A 16,012-nucleotide genomic window follows, 5' to 3' on the forward strand; every position below is an offset into this window, starting at 1 on the left:
CGCCGGAAGCCGCGCTCCGGCGGTGACGACGTCAGCGCGTTTGTTCGTCACTCCTGCTCTGCAGTTGCTGGTTACGAGAGCTGAAGGACCGCCCCAGTCGCGCCACTTCCTGCTCCATCCGAGGCATGAGCTTTCGCGTCGTCGGCAGCATCAGGCGGCTCATGAGCCGGGAGGCAGGCAGGTTGCGCAGCCAGTGCATGAGCATGATCGAGCGCGGCACATAAATCCGGCGAGCGCGGCGCTCGATCCCGTCGGCGAACGCGCGGCCGCATTGCTGCACGGTCGTGGTGGAGCGCATCGGCCACGGCAGTCGCCGCCGCATCTCGCGGAAGGAGGGCAGGTCCTCGCCGGCATCGCGCACGAGGTCGGTGTCGATCCAGGAGGGGTGAGCGCTGCCGACCGCCACTCCGTGGTGGGCAAGCTCGGAGTTCAGTGCGCTGGCCAGGGCCTCGGCGCCGGCCTTGCTGGCGGTGTAGGCGCCCATCCCGCCGATCGGGGCGAACGCCGAGAGCGAGGAAACCACCAGCAGATAACCACGCCGCTCGATGACGTGCGGCAGCGCGGCCCGCGCGGTGTGGAACACACCGTTGATGTTCACGTCGATGGTCTTGGTGAAGGCGTGCGGATCGTGGTCGCGCACGGTGCCGAAAGGAGCCACCCCGGCGTTGGCGACCACCACGTCGATGCCGCCGAACTGTCCGACCGTCGCTTCGATTGCTGCTTCGATCGAGGTCGGGTCGGTCACATCGGCCTCGAACCAGGCGTGCCCCTCACCCAGTTCGGCCGCCACCGTTGCGAGCTCGCCGGGCTCCAAGCCGATCAGTGCGATTCGGGCTCCGCGGCGAGCCAGCTCCCGGGCGGTCTCCGCGCCGATTCCTCTCGCGGCACCGGTGATGACGACGACTTTGCCGGACAGCTGCATCGGCATGGGCACTCCCTCGACTCACGCTGACGGACGCTTCGACGGCGAGCGTCCGCTTCCTGAGTTACCCATAGTAGGTTACTCAAGCGTAAAGTAAAGGGTGTTTCCGTGCGGGCTGCGCTGACCGGCGTCGCGGGTGTGATCGGCGCCGTGGCCTACGGAGTGCCGCGCGTCAGATCTCGCTTTGAAGCTGCCGCAGCTGCTGGATCTCGGCTCGGCGGCTGTCCGCGATCTTCTCGGCCACCGAGCGCAATTGCGGGGCGTTGCCCTTGTTGATCTCAACCATGGCGGCGTCCAGGACATCCTGCTCGTGGGCCAGCATGGATTTGATCCACAGCGGCCCGAACTGGCCCTGCTGGGCCTCCTCCAGCTTGCGGAGCTGCTCGGTAAAGCCCACGTTCGGCACCTGCGCGTCCTCGCCCGGGCCGACGTCATGCGGCGAGACGCCGGACTGCCCGTGGTCACGCAGCCAGTTCCGGATCTCCTCGATCTGCGGCCCGTGGGTGCGCTCGAACTGATGCGCCAGTTCCGTGATCCGTTCCCGGCCTGCATTGGAGATGGCGACCTCCAGCAGCTGCAGATCCACCTCGCGAAGGGCGAGCATTTCCTGGGCGAACTGGATGTCGGTGTTGAGATTTCGGGTCTCGTCGCCGTCCTGGGGACTCTCCGCGGGCGCGATGGCGCTGGGCGGCGGTGGGGTTCCCGGGGCGGGCGGCATGGGGCTGGGGTCTTCCGACGGACTGCAGCCTGCGAGTGCGATGCCGGCAGCCGCCAGCGCGCCGATGATCGTGCTCTTGCGCACCGTTGCTTCGCCTCCGGGGTGGTGGTTGTGTCCGAGGGTCCCGCTCGATCGGCTTCCTGCGCCGATTGCCTCGATGCGTGCTGCGGACCACGGACCTGGGCTTTCCCGCAGGGGGTACCCACGGGACTGTTTCCTGTAGCCTAACCCGCCTTTTTTCGGGCAATCATGCGGATTCGTCCTGCCTCGCAGGCGCGCTCGAGCATGTCAGGTGGCTCTCATCCTCGGTGACCGAATGTGGCCCGATGTCTAGGGTGACTACGGCCCGGTCGCGGAACCGCGAAGCGGCCGGACTACTATCCGCAGACGGCAGCGATCGTGACCATCTTTCAGGTCGGGCTGCCGAGACAACTGACCGGCCCACCCGGGCCGGCGGGCTCGAACCGGGTCCGGAACGCATGAGGCAGTGCAGGAGGCACCGTGACGGCCGTCGCGCCACAGCCGATCGCCACGCGCCCATATCCGGTGCGCAATACGTCCAGGGGTTCCGCTGTGCTGCGGTTGCTCCGCACCACGGACCCCAAGCAGATCGGGATCCTTTACCTGGTCACTTCGATGTCCTTCTTCCTGGTCGGCGGCCTGATGGCCATGCTGATGCGGGGCGAGCTCGCGGTGCCGGGGCTGCAGTTTCTGAGTAACGAGCAGTACAACCAGTTGTTCACCATGCACGGCACGATCATGCTGCTGCTGTATGCGACGCCGGTTCTGTTCGGCTTTGCCAACTACATCCTGCCGCTGCAGATCGGCGCTCCCGATGTCGCCTTCCCCCGGCTCAACTCGTTCTCGTACTGGCTGTACCTGTTCGGCGGGCTCACCGTGGTCGCGGGCTTTCTCGCGCCCGGCGGTGCGGCCGACTTCGGCTGGTTCGCCTACACCCCCCTGTCGAACAGCATCTACTCGCCGGGTATCGGTGCGGACCTGTGGATCTCGGGCTTGCTCGTCAGTGGCCTGGGCACGATCCTCGGTGGGGTCAACATGGTCACCACCGTGGTCTGCATGCGCGCACCGGGCATGACGATGTGGCGGATGCCGATCTTCACCTGGAACATCCTGGTGACCAGCGTGCTGATCCTCATGGCGTTCCCGATCCTGACCGCCGCGCTGGCGGGATTGCTGGCGGACCGGCACCTGGGTGCGCACGTGTTCGACCCCGCCAACGGCGGCGTGATCCTGTGGCAGCACCTGTTCTGGTTCTTCGGCCACCCCGAGGTCTACATCGTCGCGCTGCCGTTCTTCGGCATCGTCACCGAGATCTTCCCCGTGTTCAGCCGCAAGCCACTGTTCGGCTACACCGGCCTGATCTATGCCACCCTGGGCATCGCCGCCCTGTCGGTGGTCGTGTGGGCCCACCACATGTACGCCACCGGCGCGGTGCTGCTGCCGTTCTTCGCCTTCACCACGTTTTTGATCGCCATTCCCACGGGCATGAAGTTCTTCAACTGGATCGGCACCATGTGGCGCGGCCAGCTCACCTTCGAGACGCCGATGATCTTTTCCATCGGCTTCCTGGTGACCTTCCTGTTCGGCGGCCTCACCGGTGTGCTGCTGGCCGCCCCGCCGCTGGACTTCCACGTTTCGGACTCGTACTTCGTGGTCGCGCACTTCCACTACGTGCTCTACGGCACCATCGTGTTCGCCACCTTCGCCGGGATCTACTTCTGGTTCCCGAAGTTCACCGGGCGGATGATGGACGAGCGGCTGGGCAAGCTGCACTTCTGGTTGACGTTCCTCGGTTTCCACACGACGTTCCTCGTCCAGCACTGGCTGGGCAACGAGGGCATGCCCCGGCGCTACGCCGACTACCTGCCCAGTGACGGGTTCACCACGCTGAACATGATCTCCACCGCGGGTGCGTTCCTCCTGGGCGTGTCGATGCTGCCGTTTTTGTGGAACGTGTTCAAAAGCTACCGCTACGGCGAGATGGCCACCGTCGACGACCCGTGGGGCTACGGCAACTCGCTGGAGTGGGCGACCTCCTGCCCGCCGCCGCGGCACAACTTCACCGAACTGCCCCGCATCCGCTCGAACCGTCCGGCCTTCGAGCTGCACTATCCGCACATGTCCGAACGGATGCGCCTGGAGGCCCATGTCGGCCTGACCGGCAAGCCCCTGGCTCACGCGGCGGCGCCCTCCGAGAACGCTGCACAGCTCACGGTTCCGCCGGAGCAGGGCGGCGACCGGGACCCGCGGGAGAAGTGACGCTCGACATAGCCCCACACCGCACTGTTGTGTAAAGGTGGGACGAGCTCGACGGTGAGCCCCGGTGGACGGCTACGGCCGTCCACCGGGGCTCGCTTTCGTTCGGGCGTGACTCCCGGGTGAACCTCGGGCGAGAACCACAGCGTCGAATATCGAAGGAGTGCCGTCAGTCGTGACCACGCCGAATCCCACCACCGTGCTGATGACCGTGACCGGCAAGGACAAACCGGGGGTCACCTCGGTGCTGTTCGCCGCCCTCACCAGGCACGGGGTGGATGTGCTCGACGTCGAGCAGGTGGTGATCCGTGAACGGTTGGTACTCGGGGTGCTGGTGTCCACCGATTACGACCCGGAGCAGCTGCAGGAGTCGGTCGAGCAGGCGATGGCCAGCGTCGGTGTGGGGGTGGACATCGAGATCGGCGCCGCCGACGGCGAGGCCGACAAGCTCGGGTCGACCCATGTCGTGGTCGTGCTCGGCCAGCCGGTGACCGCACGGAGCTTTTCCGAGGTGGCACGCAGGCTGGCTGCGATCGACGTCAATATCGACTCGATCCAGCGGGTGGCCGACTATCCGGTCACCGGCCTGGAACTTCAGGTCAGCGCTCCGGGCACGGGTGAGGCCGTCGACACCCTGCTGACCTCCGAGATGGCCGACGTGTCCGCCGGGCTCGGTGTCGATGTGGCCGTGGAGCGCACCGGCCTGACCCGCCGTGCCAAACGCCTGGTGGTCTTCGACGTCGATTCGACCTTGATCCAGGGCGAGGTCATCGAGATGCTCGCGGCCAAGGCAGGACGCGAGGAGGAAGTACGCCGCGTCACCGAGCAGGCCATGCTCGGGGAACTGGATTTCGCCGAGTCGCTGAGGCGACGTGCCGCCGTGCTGGAGGGATTGCCCGCCACGGTGATGGACGAGGTCGCCGCCGACCTGGAGTTGACGCCCGGGGCGCGGACCACGATCCGTACGCTGCGCCGTCTCGGTTTCCACACCGGTGTGGTCTCCGGCGGATTCACCCGGATCATCGACCAGCTCGTCGACGACCTGGGGCTGGACTTCAGCGCGGCCAACGACCTCGAGGTCGTCGACGGCAAGCTCACGGGCAGGGTCGTGGGGGAGATCGTCGACCGGCCGGGCAAGGCGCGAGCCCTGCACCGGTTCGCCGAGGAATTCGACGTGCCGATCGGGCAGTGCGTGGCCGTGGGAGATGGCGCCAACGACATGGACATGCTCTCGGCAGCCGGACTCGGTGTGGCGTTCAACGCGAAACCCGCGCTGCGCGAGGTCGCCGACACGGCCCTGTCGCACCCGTTCCTCGATGCCGTGCTGTTCGTGCTCGGGGTGACACGAGCCGAGGTGGAGGCCGCGGACGCGGAGGACGGCGTCCTGCGTCGCGTCCCCCTCGATGTGTGAGAGTTGTACCGGTGTTGGCATCCGAGGTATGGCCGGTTCGGCTGCTCCGCTTGCTGTTCGGAGGGCTCGCTGTGCTCGCCGTGGGAGCGCAGTTCGGACGTGAGGTCGTCCTGCCCGGCTTCTCCCCGGTGAACTTCTTCAGCTACTTCACGATCCTGAGCAACAGTGCGGCGGGACTGTTCCTGATCGGTCTGGCACTCGCGCCAGGCAGAAACCGAGCGCGCCTGGCCGAGTGGCTGCGCGGCGCGATGACCGTCTACCTGGCCACGACGGGCATCGTGTATGCCGTACTGCTCGACACGGGCGAACTCGGCCTCACACTGCCGTGGGTCAACGCCGTACTCCACCGGGTGATTCCGATCGTTCTGTTCGTCGATTGGCTCGCGGTGTGCCCGCAGTGCCGTGTCGACTACGGCAAGGCACTGGCCTGGATCGGTGTCCCGATGCTGTACCTGGTCTATTCGCTCACGCGGGGCGTGGTGGTCGACTGGTACCCGTACCCGTTCCTGCAGCCTGTGGAGGTCGGTGGGCCGGCGGGGGTGCTGCTGCACATCCTCGGCATCGCCGTGGGCATCGCCGCTGTTTCCCTGCTGGTGGCCTGGGCGGGCAATGTCCGCGTGCGGGCATCGCAGATGCGTGCAGCTGCGTAGGCGTGGTTTTTGCAGTTTCGCGCGAAACTGCAATTTTTGCTCTTTTCGGGGGACACCGATGTCGGATCGTGTAGTGGCTCGGACCGGCGGTTTCGTTCGTGGTCAGTGGGTGCTTCGCTCGGCTGCTGCGGGGCCGGGCCGATCCAGTCCTGCGGCGAGCTCGGTGATTGCCCGGTCGACCTCCACGCGCAGGGCCTCCATGGGTGGTGTGTCGCCCGAGCCTGCGGCTTGGTCGAGCCACCGGTCGAGGACGACGCGTAGCGCTGTCAGTGCCGCTGCTGCGCACAGCCCCGGGTAGACGGCGCTGCGGCCGGATCCGGGCTCGTGCGGGGCCTCGGCCGGAGGCGGCGTGGGGGATTCGGTCGGTTCGTCGTCGAGGTCGATGCGCTCGGTGATGGCGTCGGCGAGTGCTTTCTCCTGTGCGGCGAACACGGCCAGCTGCTGGGGTACCAGCGATGGTGACTGCCGGATCAACCGCAGTGCCTCGACGTGATCGCGACTGGCTGCGTCGCTCTGGTCCATGACGACGAGCACCGCTTCGCGGATCGCCTGCAGCACCGATTCGGTGCGCGGCCGGGCACGGAACTCCGCGATGAGCGCTTCGGCCCCGGCCGACGCGACGGCCACCACCGCTTCCTCCTTACTGGAGTAGTGGTTGAAGAAGGTTCGCAGAGCGATGTCGGCTTCGGCGGAGATCTGTTCGACGGTGACGTTCTCGACGCCGTGACGCAGGGACAGGTGCAGGGCTGCTTCTCGTACGGCGGTCCGGGTGGCCAGTTTCTTTCGTTCGCGGCGCCCCATCGCCGGTGCTGTGTCACCGGGAGCGGCGGTGCGGGGTGGCACGCTCGGCGGCATGGTCAGGTCCAGGTCACGGGCAGCGAGTGCACGCCGAAGATCAGCATGTCGTTGCGCAACGCCACCTCCTCGGCGGGCACGGCGAGTCGCAGCCTCGGCAGTCGGGTGAACAGCTCGCTGAGCCCGATGCGCATCTCGATGCGGGCCAGCTGCTGCCCCAGGCACTGGTGCACGCCGTGGCCGAAGGCCAAGTGCGGGGCGCGGGGTCGGTGCAGGTCGAGCCGATCGGGTTCGGACCACTGCTGGGGATCCCGGTTGGCTTCGGGTGTTCCCAGCACGACGGTGGCTCCGGCGGGAATGTCCACGCCGCCGAGAGTGACGTTCTCGGTGGCCACCCTGGTCACCCCGAGTTGGATGATGCTCAGGTAACGCAGCAGTTCCTCGACGGTGTTGTCGATGAGGTCGGGGTTGGCGCGCAGCGCGGCGAGCTGGTCGGGGCTCTCCAGGAGCGCGAAGGTGCCCAGACCCAGCATGTTCGCGGTGGTCTCGTGCCCGGCGCCGAGCAGGACGAGGGCGATGTCGACCAGTTGGGCGTCGGTCAGTGGCGGGTCGGCGTCGTGAATGAGCCCCGAGAGCAGATCGTCGGTGGGTGTCGCCCGCTTGTCGGCCACCAGGCGCTGGATGAACGTGTAGAGTTCGGCGCCGGCGCGTGCTCGCTCCTCGTCGCTGGTGTTGACGTTCAGTGAGGTGGCGGTGTGCTCCTGGAACTCCGCCCGGTCGGCGTAGTCGACGCCGAGCAGTTCACAGATCATCAACGATGGCAGCGGCAGCGCATACGCGGGCACGAGATCGGCCTCGGTGCCTGCGGCCTGCATGGCCGCGATGTGCTCGGCGGCGATCTCGGTGACCCGCGATTCCAGCGCCCGCATCCGACGCACGGTGAACTGGCCGGTCAGCAGCCGCCGCAGCCGAGTGTGTTCCGGCGGGTCCATGAAGATGAACATCCCGTCGCTGCGGCTCTCCACAGCCTGCGCCGCGCCGCTCTCGCCCGTCTGCACCTCGCCACGCTCCGCCGCTGCCGCCCTCTCGGCCACCTCGTGCGGCTGCATCCGGGTGGCGTCGCGGTGGCGGACTCTGTCGGAGCTGAAACGAGAATCGGCCAGCACGGCTCGAGCCTCTTCGAAGCCGGTCACCAGCCAGGCCTGGGCGCCGTTGAGCAGCGGCAGCGGCTGAACCGACCCGTCGCCACGCCGCCGCTCCAGACCGGGTGGCGGATCGAACGGGCACCGCTGCCGATCCACCATGTCCGCGGGCAGAAGACGACGCATCGCCGTGGGCGACTCCGTCGTGGAGTCGATCCGGGGAGCCTCGCTGTCGGCGCTCATCAACACGTCCTTTCCGGGGCGGCGGCTGCTCGACTGCTCGTGGCAAGAGCGCCACTCAGCTTACGCACAAATTTGCACAACGTGCACCAATGCGTAGCGTGCACACTTGGTCCGGCCGAGCCCACCACTCGTGGGACCGACGTGGCCGGCGGAAACACCGAGCGGAAAGCTTGCCGGACGCCCACCAGCGACAGGACGGGGAATCCGGTGCGGATAATCGTCGCCGTGACAGATGCCGCCTCCGTTCTCGAGCCGCTGACCGCCCGCTATACGTCCTGGTTGGAGTTGTCCGACGAGTCGACCGCCGACACCTCGGACGAGGACCCGGACGATGTCGTCCTGATGCCGATGGTGTTGCGGATCGAACGCAACGAGCCGCCCGCACGGACGGACCTGCTGCAAGCGGCGGCCTCGGCGGCCATCGCGGTGTGTCTGGACGAGCGGTGCAGGCCGGGAGGCGAGTGGCGCGATGCGGTGGGCACCTGGGCGGCCGGACGTATCCGCAAGGTAGCCCGGCGCGCTCGTGGATCGCACTGGAGCGCCGTGCAGTCCCTGCCCGGGCACACGATCACCGTGGGCACTGCGCAGGTGCGCGCGTTCCTGCCGATGCGGTTGTCCGAGATGCCCAAGGAGCTCACGCGCCTGCAGATCTCCGGTAGCGAGCTCGAACCCGACGAGCCGGAGTCGGCGGTGGACGGCGTGCCGGTTCTGTGGCTCAACCCCGATATCGAGATGAGCGCGGGCAAGTCGGCCGCACAGGTCGGCCACGCAAGCATGATCCTGGCGGCTCTGCTGTACGGCACGGGGGCGCACGGTGAGTTGGACCGGTGGGCCGCCGACGGTTTTCCCTGTGCGGTGCGGACCCCGGATGGGGCGAGCTGGCGTGCCCTGCATCCCGGGACGGAACCGGCGGCGGCGTGGCGCGAGCGCGGCGTCGCCGCCGTACGGGACGCCGGTTTCACCGAGATCGACCCGGGCACCGTCACCGTGCTCGCCCAGTGGCCGGGCGGCGTCGGTCAATTTCGCGAGAAATTGACCGACGCCGGGTGAACGGCCGATGCCGGCTCGGGGAGGATCACGGCCGATGCAGCGGGTTCGGCACGTGCCCGTGGACGGCCGCGTGCGGACGCTCCGGGCGGTCCCGATAGGCGTCGAGCAGCAGCCGGTTGCGGTTCAGGCAGAGCCGCTCGATCTCCGGAGTGAACAGGTCGAACATCGCGAAGCGCTCGGCGAGTTCGGGGAAACGCTTCTGGTAGGCGAGCACCTCCTCGCGCACCATCGTCCAGAACCGATCCTGCGGCACCCCGAGATGATCCTCGATCAGCGGTGCCAGGTAGCGGAAGTGGCCGACGAACAGGCCGCTCTGAATGAACTGGCGCAGGAACTCCGGGGGCTCGCGCAGTAGCGCCGCATCGACCTCGGCGGGCATGTCCGCCAGTTCGGGCAGCGGGGTGGCGCTGATGTTGACGTCGTCGACGAAGTCCTTGACCGCCAACCGGGCGGGTGCGTCGCTCTCGTCGAACACGACGATGGTGTTCTCGCCGTGCGGGGAGAACACCACGCCATACCGATACAGGAAGTGCAGCAGAGCGGGCAGCAGGGCCCCGAACAGTCGTTGCAACCAGGTCTCGGCGTCCAAGCCGGAACGCTCGATCAGTTCGGTGACGAACGCCCGGCCGCCGCGGTCGACGTGCAGGAGCGCGGCGAGGGTCCGGGCACGTTCTCCGGGATCGAGTTTGCCCTCCAGGGATTCCCGCCAGATGGTGCCGAGCAACTCCCGGTACTGGTACGGCACGTCGTCGATGTGCTCCAGCACGGGATGCTGCACGGTCACCGAGGCAACCTCGCCGAGCAGCACCGCGCGTGTGTCGTCCCGGAGGAACTCGTCGTTCTCGGCGATGCCGAGCACCCATGAGGTCACGGCTGGCGCGGCCACGGTGCGCTCGGTCGGAAGCCCTCGCCAAACCAGGGTGTTCAGGATCGACAGCGGCAGTTTGACGTAGTGCTGCTGCGGCCGGTCGAGGTTGGCGAAGGTGCGGATGGACTGCTGGGCACGGTAGCGGTCGGGGCCGGTACCGAGAGGCACGATCTGCTGTTCCGCGATCTGGGGGGTGAACATCGGCAGGATGACCTCATCCCACTGCCAGGGATGCACGGGCATCCGGACGTAGTCGCCCGGCTCCAGAGCACGGGAGGTCAGCTCCTCGGTGAACCGTTCCCGCGTGGCCTCGTCCAGCTCGCCGTCGAGCAGCGTCTCGCGGGGAAGTCCTTCGACCGACCGATGGTCGGCGAGCGAGTGGTGCACGGCGATCCACGGCAGCCGATGTTCCTGCCGTGCTTCGGGGGCGTAGCGGGCGGCGTCCGAGGCGGAAAAACCCATACGTCCCTTGTTCGGCAGCAGCCAGGGGTGCCCCGTCTGGTACCCCTCCAGATCGGCGTAACTCAGATCCGCCAGCTCGGCGGCCGTCAATGCGTCCGGACCGAGCAGCTTGGTGTCGGCGGTCATGGTCGCGGTCAGTTCGCGAGCGAGATGGCCTGCGGTGTCCGCGCTCATGCCGAGCGTGGTGTGGGCGTCGAGCAGGAACCGCAGCGGGTCCTCGGCGGGTTCCTCGGTACTGAAGGCGGTTCGCGTGATCGAGGCGGGCTCCACACGCCAGTGCGCGAAGGCACCTCCGCGAGCGGAGAACTCGTAGGAGACATCGCCGGGCAGGTCGAGGCGGTACCGACCCGACCGTATCTCGACCGGTTCGAGCAACTGCTCGTAGGACAACTCGGCCAGGGCCTTGGCGAGCAGCTCACGCCCGGCACGTCGCCAGGTGTCGGCGTTCAGTTCCGGAGGCACGGACAAAGACATCGCGGATCTCCTGTGCTGGGGCCTGTCGTGTCGGCCTTGGGTGGCTGGTTGTCGGAGTTCACTCGACGCCGAACGTGGTGAAGGCGCTCCGGCGGGCGAGCGGGTAGACGTTCCTGCCGGTGACGGCGTTGAGGATGACCGCCGCGCGGTGTGCTCCGAGACCGAGATCCGGAGCACCGACACCGTGGGTGTGCATCTCGGCGTTCTGCACATACAGACCGCCGGTCACCGTGTCGTCGAGCGAGACCCGGTAGTCGGCGGAGATCCGATAGCGTCCGGAGGCGTCCTGGTCGACGACATCGGCCAGTGGATCGAGGCAGGCGGGGCGCTGCGCCGAGTAGCCGGTGGCGAGCACGACCCGATGCGTGTTGACGGTGAACGTGCGGTCCTGCTCGACGTGGTGGCAGGCCAGTTCGATGCCACCGTCGCCGCGGTGGGCATCCGTGACGGCCACATTGGGCATCATGGTCACGTCCGGATCCCGGCCACCGACACCGCGCTCGTAGATGACGCGGTGGATCTCGGCCAGCGTTTCGGCGCTGCCGGCCTTGTAGAGCTGTCCTTGTCCGGCGAGCACGCTGTCCCTGGTGTGCTGCGGCAGTGAGTGGAAGTAGCGGGTGTAGTCGGGCGTGAAGTGTTCGAGCCCGAGCTTGGAGTACTCCATCGGTGCGAACGCGCGGGATCGGGTCAGCCAGCGCAGTCTCTGCTCCGGTGCCTGCGGTGCGCGCAGCAGGTCCAGGAAAACCTCCGCCCCGGACTGGCCCGAGCCGAGTACGGTGATGTCGGTGGCCTCGCGCAGCGACCCGGCACGGTCCACATAGGCGGAGCTGTGGAAGACCTCCTTGCCCGGCAGTCCGCGCATCGGTGCGGGAACGGTCGGTTCGGTGCCCACCCCGAGCACGACGTTGCGGGCGGTGAACGTCGCACACCGTGCGGTGTGCACGTCCTGCGTCTCGACCCGGAAAACCTCGTCGGTGCCGTCCCAGTGCACCGCCGTGACTCGCAGGCCGAAACGGCAGGACGGCAATGTTTCGGCCGCCCATCGGCAGTAGTGGTCGTACTCGCGGCGCGAAATGTGGAAGTCCTCGGTGAAGTAGAACGGGTACAGCCGCTCGTGTTCGGCGAGGTAGGCCAGAAACGACCACCGGCTCGTCGGATCCGCGAGGGTGACCAGATCGGCGAGGAACGGCACCTGCAGGGTGGTGCCGTCGATGAGCAACCCGGGGTGCCAGGAGAACTCCGGATTCTCGTCGAGGAAGACAGCCGAGATGTCCTCGACGCCGTCGGTCAGTGCCGCCAGGGACAGGTTGAACGGCCCGACGCCGACTCCGAGAAGGTCGTAGGTCGTCATGCGGTATCTCCCGCCTCCTGCGGTTCGCCCTCCTGGAAGGGGTTTGCGATGTCGCAGTACACGGACTGCGTCTCCAGCGGGCCGACGAGTTCGTCGAGCCCGTCGACCCGGGTGAGCAGGTTGGCCTTGCAGCGCAGCGTGGCCGAATGGACCAGCGTCCGGGCCGGTTGCAGGTAAGGAAACTCCCGGAGGCGCCGACGGAACAGGGCGAGCAACCGCCGCTCGTCGGCGAGCCCCTGCGAGCCGAACGCGCCGATGACGCCGAGGATGTTGTTGATGCCGATGTAGTAGCCCAGACGCTCGTCGATCACGGCATCGGCGCAGCGGTTGTCCCCGTCCTCGCCGACACCGGGCAGGAACCGTTCGAGTGCCTCGATGCGCCGTTCGGACAGGTAGTACCCCTGGTTGTCGCGGTACCAGCCGCCGCAGGGCCATCCGTCGGGATCGAGTGTCACGAGGGTGTTCTGCTGATGGGCCTCCAGTCCGAGACCGTGGGTGCCGTACAACCACAGCACGGGTGCGATCACGTGGTCGAAGTAGCGGTCGCACCACTGTTCGGCGATGTCGCCACGCGTCCTGCCGGTGCGCGTGGCGAGGTCCTCGATGATCGAGGTGATCTTCGAACGGCCCAGTTCGGGCCGTTCGGCCAGGAGGCCGGCGATACATCCGGTGCGGTCGATGGTGTTCGGATCGGTGTCGCCGAAGGGGTTGGAACGCACTACCAGTTCCAGCCCGCTTTCCGCCCGGCCCGGTGCCTCCACGGTCAGCCAGGCGGGATCCCGAACCACCCCGAAGGTCGGATGGGCCTGCGCGAGTTCGTCTCCGAGACCGGCCTCGAGCAACCGGTGTATCTCGGCGCCGCGGCGCAACTCCTTGCGCAGGTTCTCCCGTTTGGAATTGGTGATGGCAAGCCCGAGGGAGAATTTGAGCATGACCGGCGCGTGCGGGTGGTAAACGGTGCGAATCGACGCCGTGGGATACCACTGTGGACCTGACTGCCCGAGGTCGTGCAGCAGGCCGGCCTCGAGCAAGTGTCTGATCTGCGGCCGTGCGTGCAGTTCCCGTGCCTGCCACGGGTGTGCGGGTACGGGGATGGTGTTGCCGGGTGTCGCGGGGGCGAAATCCGCGAGCGATTCCCGGATATCACCGGAAGCGGAGACGATCGAGGGGGCGGCGGCGAACCAGTGCAACGCGAAACCGGCGCCCAGTTCGGGAGAAAACCGCTCGGCCTCGGTCTCGGTCCAGCCGATGCGGCTCTTCGGCGCGGGATGCAGCGGATGCCCGAGTACCAGTGCCTGCTCTGCTGCGAGGAACGGCGTGGTGCCCGCAGTGCCCGTGGTGCCCGCAGCGCCATTGGTACCCGCAGTGCCATTGGTACCCGCAGTGCCACTGTCCGCTTCTTTCCGGCGCGCTCTCAGGTGCCGGGCGATGCGCTGTTCGGAGTCGGCGACTCGGGCCACCAGGTCGCCGACAGCGTTTCCGGCCGCCGTCCTGCTCGTGGCGGCCTCGAGAGCCAGCAGCGTCGCGATGGTCACGGCGCCGACCGGTGTCCCCGTGCTCAGGGTTGTCGTCCCGAAGCGGTGGAAACCGGTGGGGGAGCGGTACAGAACCTCGGCGTGCAGGCAGGTGCCGCTGGTGGGCAGTTCCAGCAGCAGCGGACCGGCTTCGGGGACGGCGACTCGGGTTTCCCGGAGCCAGCAGCGAAGCAGCCCGTCCACCGCCGCGGCGCCCGCCATCTCGTCCGGATCCTGTCCCCGCACCGTGTGGATCGATGCGGTCGGTGCCGCGGTCATGCGCACTCCTTGTCTCCGGCGGCGACAACGGTTTCCAGCAGGGCGTCGATGTCGCCCTCCGTGGTGTTCGGGTTGAGCAGCGTGAGTTTGAGGTGGACCGCCCCGTCGAACTCGGTGCGGCCGATGACGGCACGGCCCTCGTCCAGCAGCCGCCTGCGCAGCCGGGCGTTGACCGAGTCCGGATCGCCGGCTCGGGGAAGATAGCGAAAGACCACTGTGGTCAGTACCGGATCGCTGTGGAGCGTGAGCCGAGGTTCGTCGTTCACCCGCGATGCCGCGTGCCCGGCGAGATCGTGGCAGCGGTCGACGAGTGCGCCGAGGCCCGTTCGCCCCAGAGCGCGTAAGGTCACCGCGACCTTGAGGGCATCGGCCCGGCGCGTGGTGCGCAGTGAGCGGCCGAGCAGGCTCCGGTAGCCTGCTTGCTCGTCGTCCTCGGAGTTGAGGTAGGCGACCCGGCGTTGCAGTGGATCGAACAGGGTGGCATCGCGGACGAGGAAAAGCCCCGCGGCAACGGGTTGCCACCCCAGTTTGTGCAGGTCGATGGCTACCGAGTCGGCGCGTTCGAGTCCGTCGAGCAGCGGCGCCAAGCGGTGCGAGAACACTGCTCCACCGCCATAGGCGGCATCCACGTGCAGCCACAGGCCGTGTGTCTCGGCGATTCCGGCGATCTCCGGAATCGGGTCGATGGTGCCGAGGTCGGTCGTGCCTGCCGTGGCCACGACGGCGATGGGAACGTCACCGGCATCGTCGATGGCGGCGAGAGCCGTGTGCAGGCTCTCCGGGTCCATCCGGCGCCTGCTGTCCAGGCCGACCTCGATGGCAGCGTCTTCGCCCAGGCCCAGTACGCCTGCGCTGCGTGCCACCGAGAAGTGCGCGTCGGTCGAACACAGGATTCTGGGCCGTCCCCGGCGGGAGGCCTTGCCCGCTGCCGCACGAGTGGCATGCTCGCGAGCCAGCATCAATCCGGTCACATTGGACTCGGTGCCGCCGGAGGTCATTGCTCCGGTGGCCGTCTCGGGGCAGTAGCCGATGAGGTGGGCGAGGGCGCGCACCACATCGGCTTCGACGGCGACACCGGACGGTCCCTGGTCCCAGGAGTCCAAGGAGGAGTTCACCGCACCGGCCACGACGTCGGCGGCTACCGCGACCGCCAGCGGAGGTGTGTGCAGATGTGCGGCGCATGCCGGGTCGGCCGGATCGATCGCGTACTGGGTGAACCATTGGCTCATCTCCGCCAGCGCCCGGGTTGCTCCCACGCCGGTGTTCGGGCAGCCCTCCCCGGTCACGGCGGTGCTGCCGGTGCGGAGTCCGTTCGAACCGGGTCCGCCTGCAGGTAGTGGCCCGTTGCGCTCGACGGTGCCTTTGCCAAGGCCCTCGAGCGCGGTGTCGATCAGCGGTAGCAGGTGCTCGGGCCCGCCATTACCACCGGCGAGCTGGGTGCTGCTCGTCACGCGCCTTCCCCCGTCACTGTTGCTGGGATCGTCACTGTTGCTGAAACTGCCGGGATCGCTCGCGGAATCCGCTGCATGGGCGGATCGCGTTGTCCTGAGCGGGCTGCTCTGATCGAGCCCGGCTGTCTTGATCGCGCTGTGTCGGTGTGACCGCGTCGGGTTGCTGAGGTGTGCCTTACCTATATTTGAGAAGCCTAACCATGGTTTCTTGGTCGCACAAGGCATCCGGCGTTACCCGAAAGAGTGCACTGTGGAGCGAGGCGCGTTGTGGGATGGGCGCAAGCGCCGATGGTGAACGGGATCGGCCGGGATGCGGCCGAAACCTGCCACGTCTTCTCGACCAGGACGTTGCTGAGCGAGCACCGTACAGCTCTGGCCGGCAAGAGAGCGGGTCGTGGAGGGGTC

12 protein-coding genes are annotated in these 16,012 nt (G+C 67.7%); 4 read left to right on the forward strand and 8 right to left on the reverse strand.

The window, feature by feature from the left end; all coding sequences use genetic code 11:
* Window positions 1–31: 31 nt before the first annotated feature.
* Both JOF55_RS15650 and JOF55_RS15655 read right to left on the reverse strand, forming a co-directional pair.
* Complete coding sequence (locus JOF55_RS15650) at window positions 32–922, reverse strand: SDR family oxidoreductase (protein ID WP_374727518.1); 891 nt, start codon at window positions 920–922, stop codon at window positions 32–34.
* A 172-nt stretch (window positions 923–1,094) separates the two neighbouring features.
* Complete coding sequence (locus JOF55_RS15655; protein ID WP_310274939.1) at window positions 1,095–1,724, reverse strand: DUF305 domain-containing protein; 630 nt, start codon at window positions 1,722–1,724, stop codon at window positions 1,095–1,097.
* A gap of 417 nt (window positions 1,725–2,141) precedes the next feature.
* Between JOF55_RS15655 and ctaD the strand changes: the two genes are divergently transcribed.
* The 3 genes from ctaD (at window position 2,142) to JOF55_RS15670 (ending at window position 5,978) form a co-directional block, all read left to right on the forward strand.
* On the forward strand, window positions 2,142–3,920 hold the full coding sequence (ctaD, locus tag JOF55_RS15660; protein ID WP_310274941.1) for an aa3-type cytochrome oxidase subunit I: 1,779 nt from the start codon (window positions 2,142–2,144) through the stop codon (window positions 3,918–3,920).
* Window positions 3,921–4,092: 172 nt separating this feature from the next.
* Window positions 4,093–5,328: a phosphoserine phosphatase SerB gene (serB, locus tag JOF55_RS15665; RefSeq protein ID WP_310274943.1), complete on the forward strand. Its 1,236-nt coding sequence runs from the start codon at window positions 4,093–4,095 to the stop codon at window positions 5,326–5,328.
* Between the two features lie 11 nt (window positions 5,329–5,339).
* Window positions 5,340–5,978, forward strand: a complete 639-nt coding sequence (locus tag JOF55_RS15670) for a Pr6Pr family membrane protein (RefSeq protein ID WP_310274945.1) — start codon at window positions 5,340–5,342, stop codon at window positions 5,976–5,978.
* 102 nt (window positions 5,979–6,080) lie between these two features.
* Here the strand turns inward: JOF55_RS15670 and JOF55_RS15675 are convergent, their stop codons facing one another.
* Both JOF55_RS15675 and JOF55_RS15680 read right to left on the reverse strand, forming a co-directional pair.
* Window positions 6,081–6,821: a TetR/AcrR family transcriptional regulator gene (locus JOF55_RS15675; RefSeq protein ID WP_310274947.1), complete on the reverse strand. Its 741-nt coding sequence runs from the start codon at window positions 6,819–6,821 to the stop codon at window positions 6,081–6,083.
* A gap of 14 nt (window positions 6,822–6,835) precedes the next feature.
* Window positions 6,836–8,158 (reverse strand): cytochrome P450, encoded by a 1,323-nt coding sequence (locus JOF55_RS15680; protein ID WP_310274948.1) that lies wholly within the window; start codon window positions 8,156–8,158, stop codon window positions 6,836–6,838.
* Between the two features lie 225 nt (window positions 8,159–8,383).
* Between JOF55_RS15680 and JOF55_RS15685 the strand changes: the two genes are divergently transcribed.
* Window positions 8,384–9,208 carry an aminoacyl-tRNA hydrolase gene (locus JOF55_RS15685; protein ID WP_310274950.1) on the forward strand — a complete coding sequence of 275 codons (825 nt, stop codon included), beginning with the start codon at window positions 8,384–8,386 and terminating at the stop codon, window positions 9,206–9,208.
* Between the two features lie 25 nt (window positions 9,209–9,233).
* Here JOF55_RS15685 and JOF55_RS15690 read toward each other — a convergent pair whose 3' ends face one another.
* The 4 genes from JOF55_RS15690 to JOF55_RS15705 are packed head-to-tail and all read right to left on the reverse strand — an operon-like array spanning window position 9,234 to window position 15,607.
* Window positions 9,234–11,012: an IucA/IucC family protein gene (locus JOF55_RS15690; protein WP_310274952.1), complete on the reverse strand. Its 1,779-nt coding sequence runs from the start codon at window positions 11,010–11,012 to the stop codon at window positions 9,234–9,236.
* 58 nt (window positions 11,013–11,070) lie between these two features.
* Complete coding sequence (locus JOF55_RS15695) at window positions 11,071–12,363, reverse strand: lysine N(6)-hydroxylase/L-ornithine N(5)-oxygenase family protein (protein ID WP_310274954.1); 1,293 nt, start codon at window positions 12,361–12,363, stop codon at window positions 11,071–11,073.
* Complete coding sequence (locus JOF55_RS15700; RefSeq protein ID WP_310274956.1) at window positions 12,360–14,156, reverse strand: IucA/IucC family protein; 1,797 nt, start codon at window positions 14,154–14,156, stop codon at window positions 12,360–12,362. Before JOF55_RS15700 ends, JOF55_RS15695 begins: the two co-directional genes overlap by 4 nt.
* Complete coding sequence (locus JOF55_RS15705) at window positions 14,153–15,607, reverse strand: pyridoxal phosphate-dependent decarboxylase family protein (protein WP_310274959.1); 1,455 nt, start codon at window positions 15,605–15,607, stop codon at window positions 14,153–14,155. The genes JOF55_RS15700 and JOF55_RS15705 overlap by 4 nt, the downstream gene beginning before the upstream one ends.
* Window positions 15,608–16,012: the final 405 nt, after the last annotated feature.

It is taken from the genome of Haloactinomyces albus, assembly GCF_031458135.1.
GTDB classification, from domain to species: Bacteria; Actinomycetota; Actinomycetes; order Mycobacteriales; family Pseudonocardiaceae; genus Haloactinomyces; species Haloactinomyces albus.

Excerpts from the sequence above, each read along its gene's own strand:
- JOF55_RS15700 (WP_310274956.1), bottom strand. The coding sequence starts at position 14,156 with ATGACCGCGGCACCGACCGCATCGATCCACACGGTGCGGGGACAGGAT.
- JOF55_RS15695 (WP_310274954.1), bottom strand. The coding sequence starts at position 12,363 with ATGACGACCTACGACCTTCTCGGAGTCGGCGTCGGGCCGTTCAACCTG.
- JOF55_RS15650 (WP_374727518.1), bottom strand. The coding sequence starts at position 922 with ATGCAGCTGTCCGGCAAAGTCGTCGTCATCACCGGTGCCGCGAGAGGA.
- JOF55_RS15680 (WP_310274948.1), bottom strand. The coding sequence starts at position 8,158 with ATGAGCGCCGACAGCGAGGCTCCCCGGATCGACTCCACGACGGAGTCG.
- JOF55_RS15690 (WP_310274952.1), bottom strand. The coding sequence starts at position 11,012 with ATGTCTTTGTCCGTGCCTCCGGAACTGAACGCCGACACCTGGCGACGT.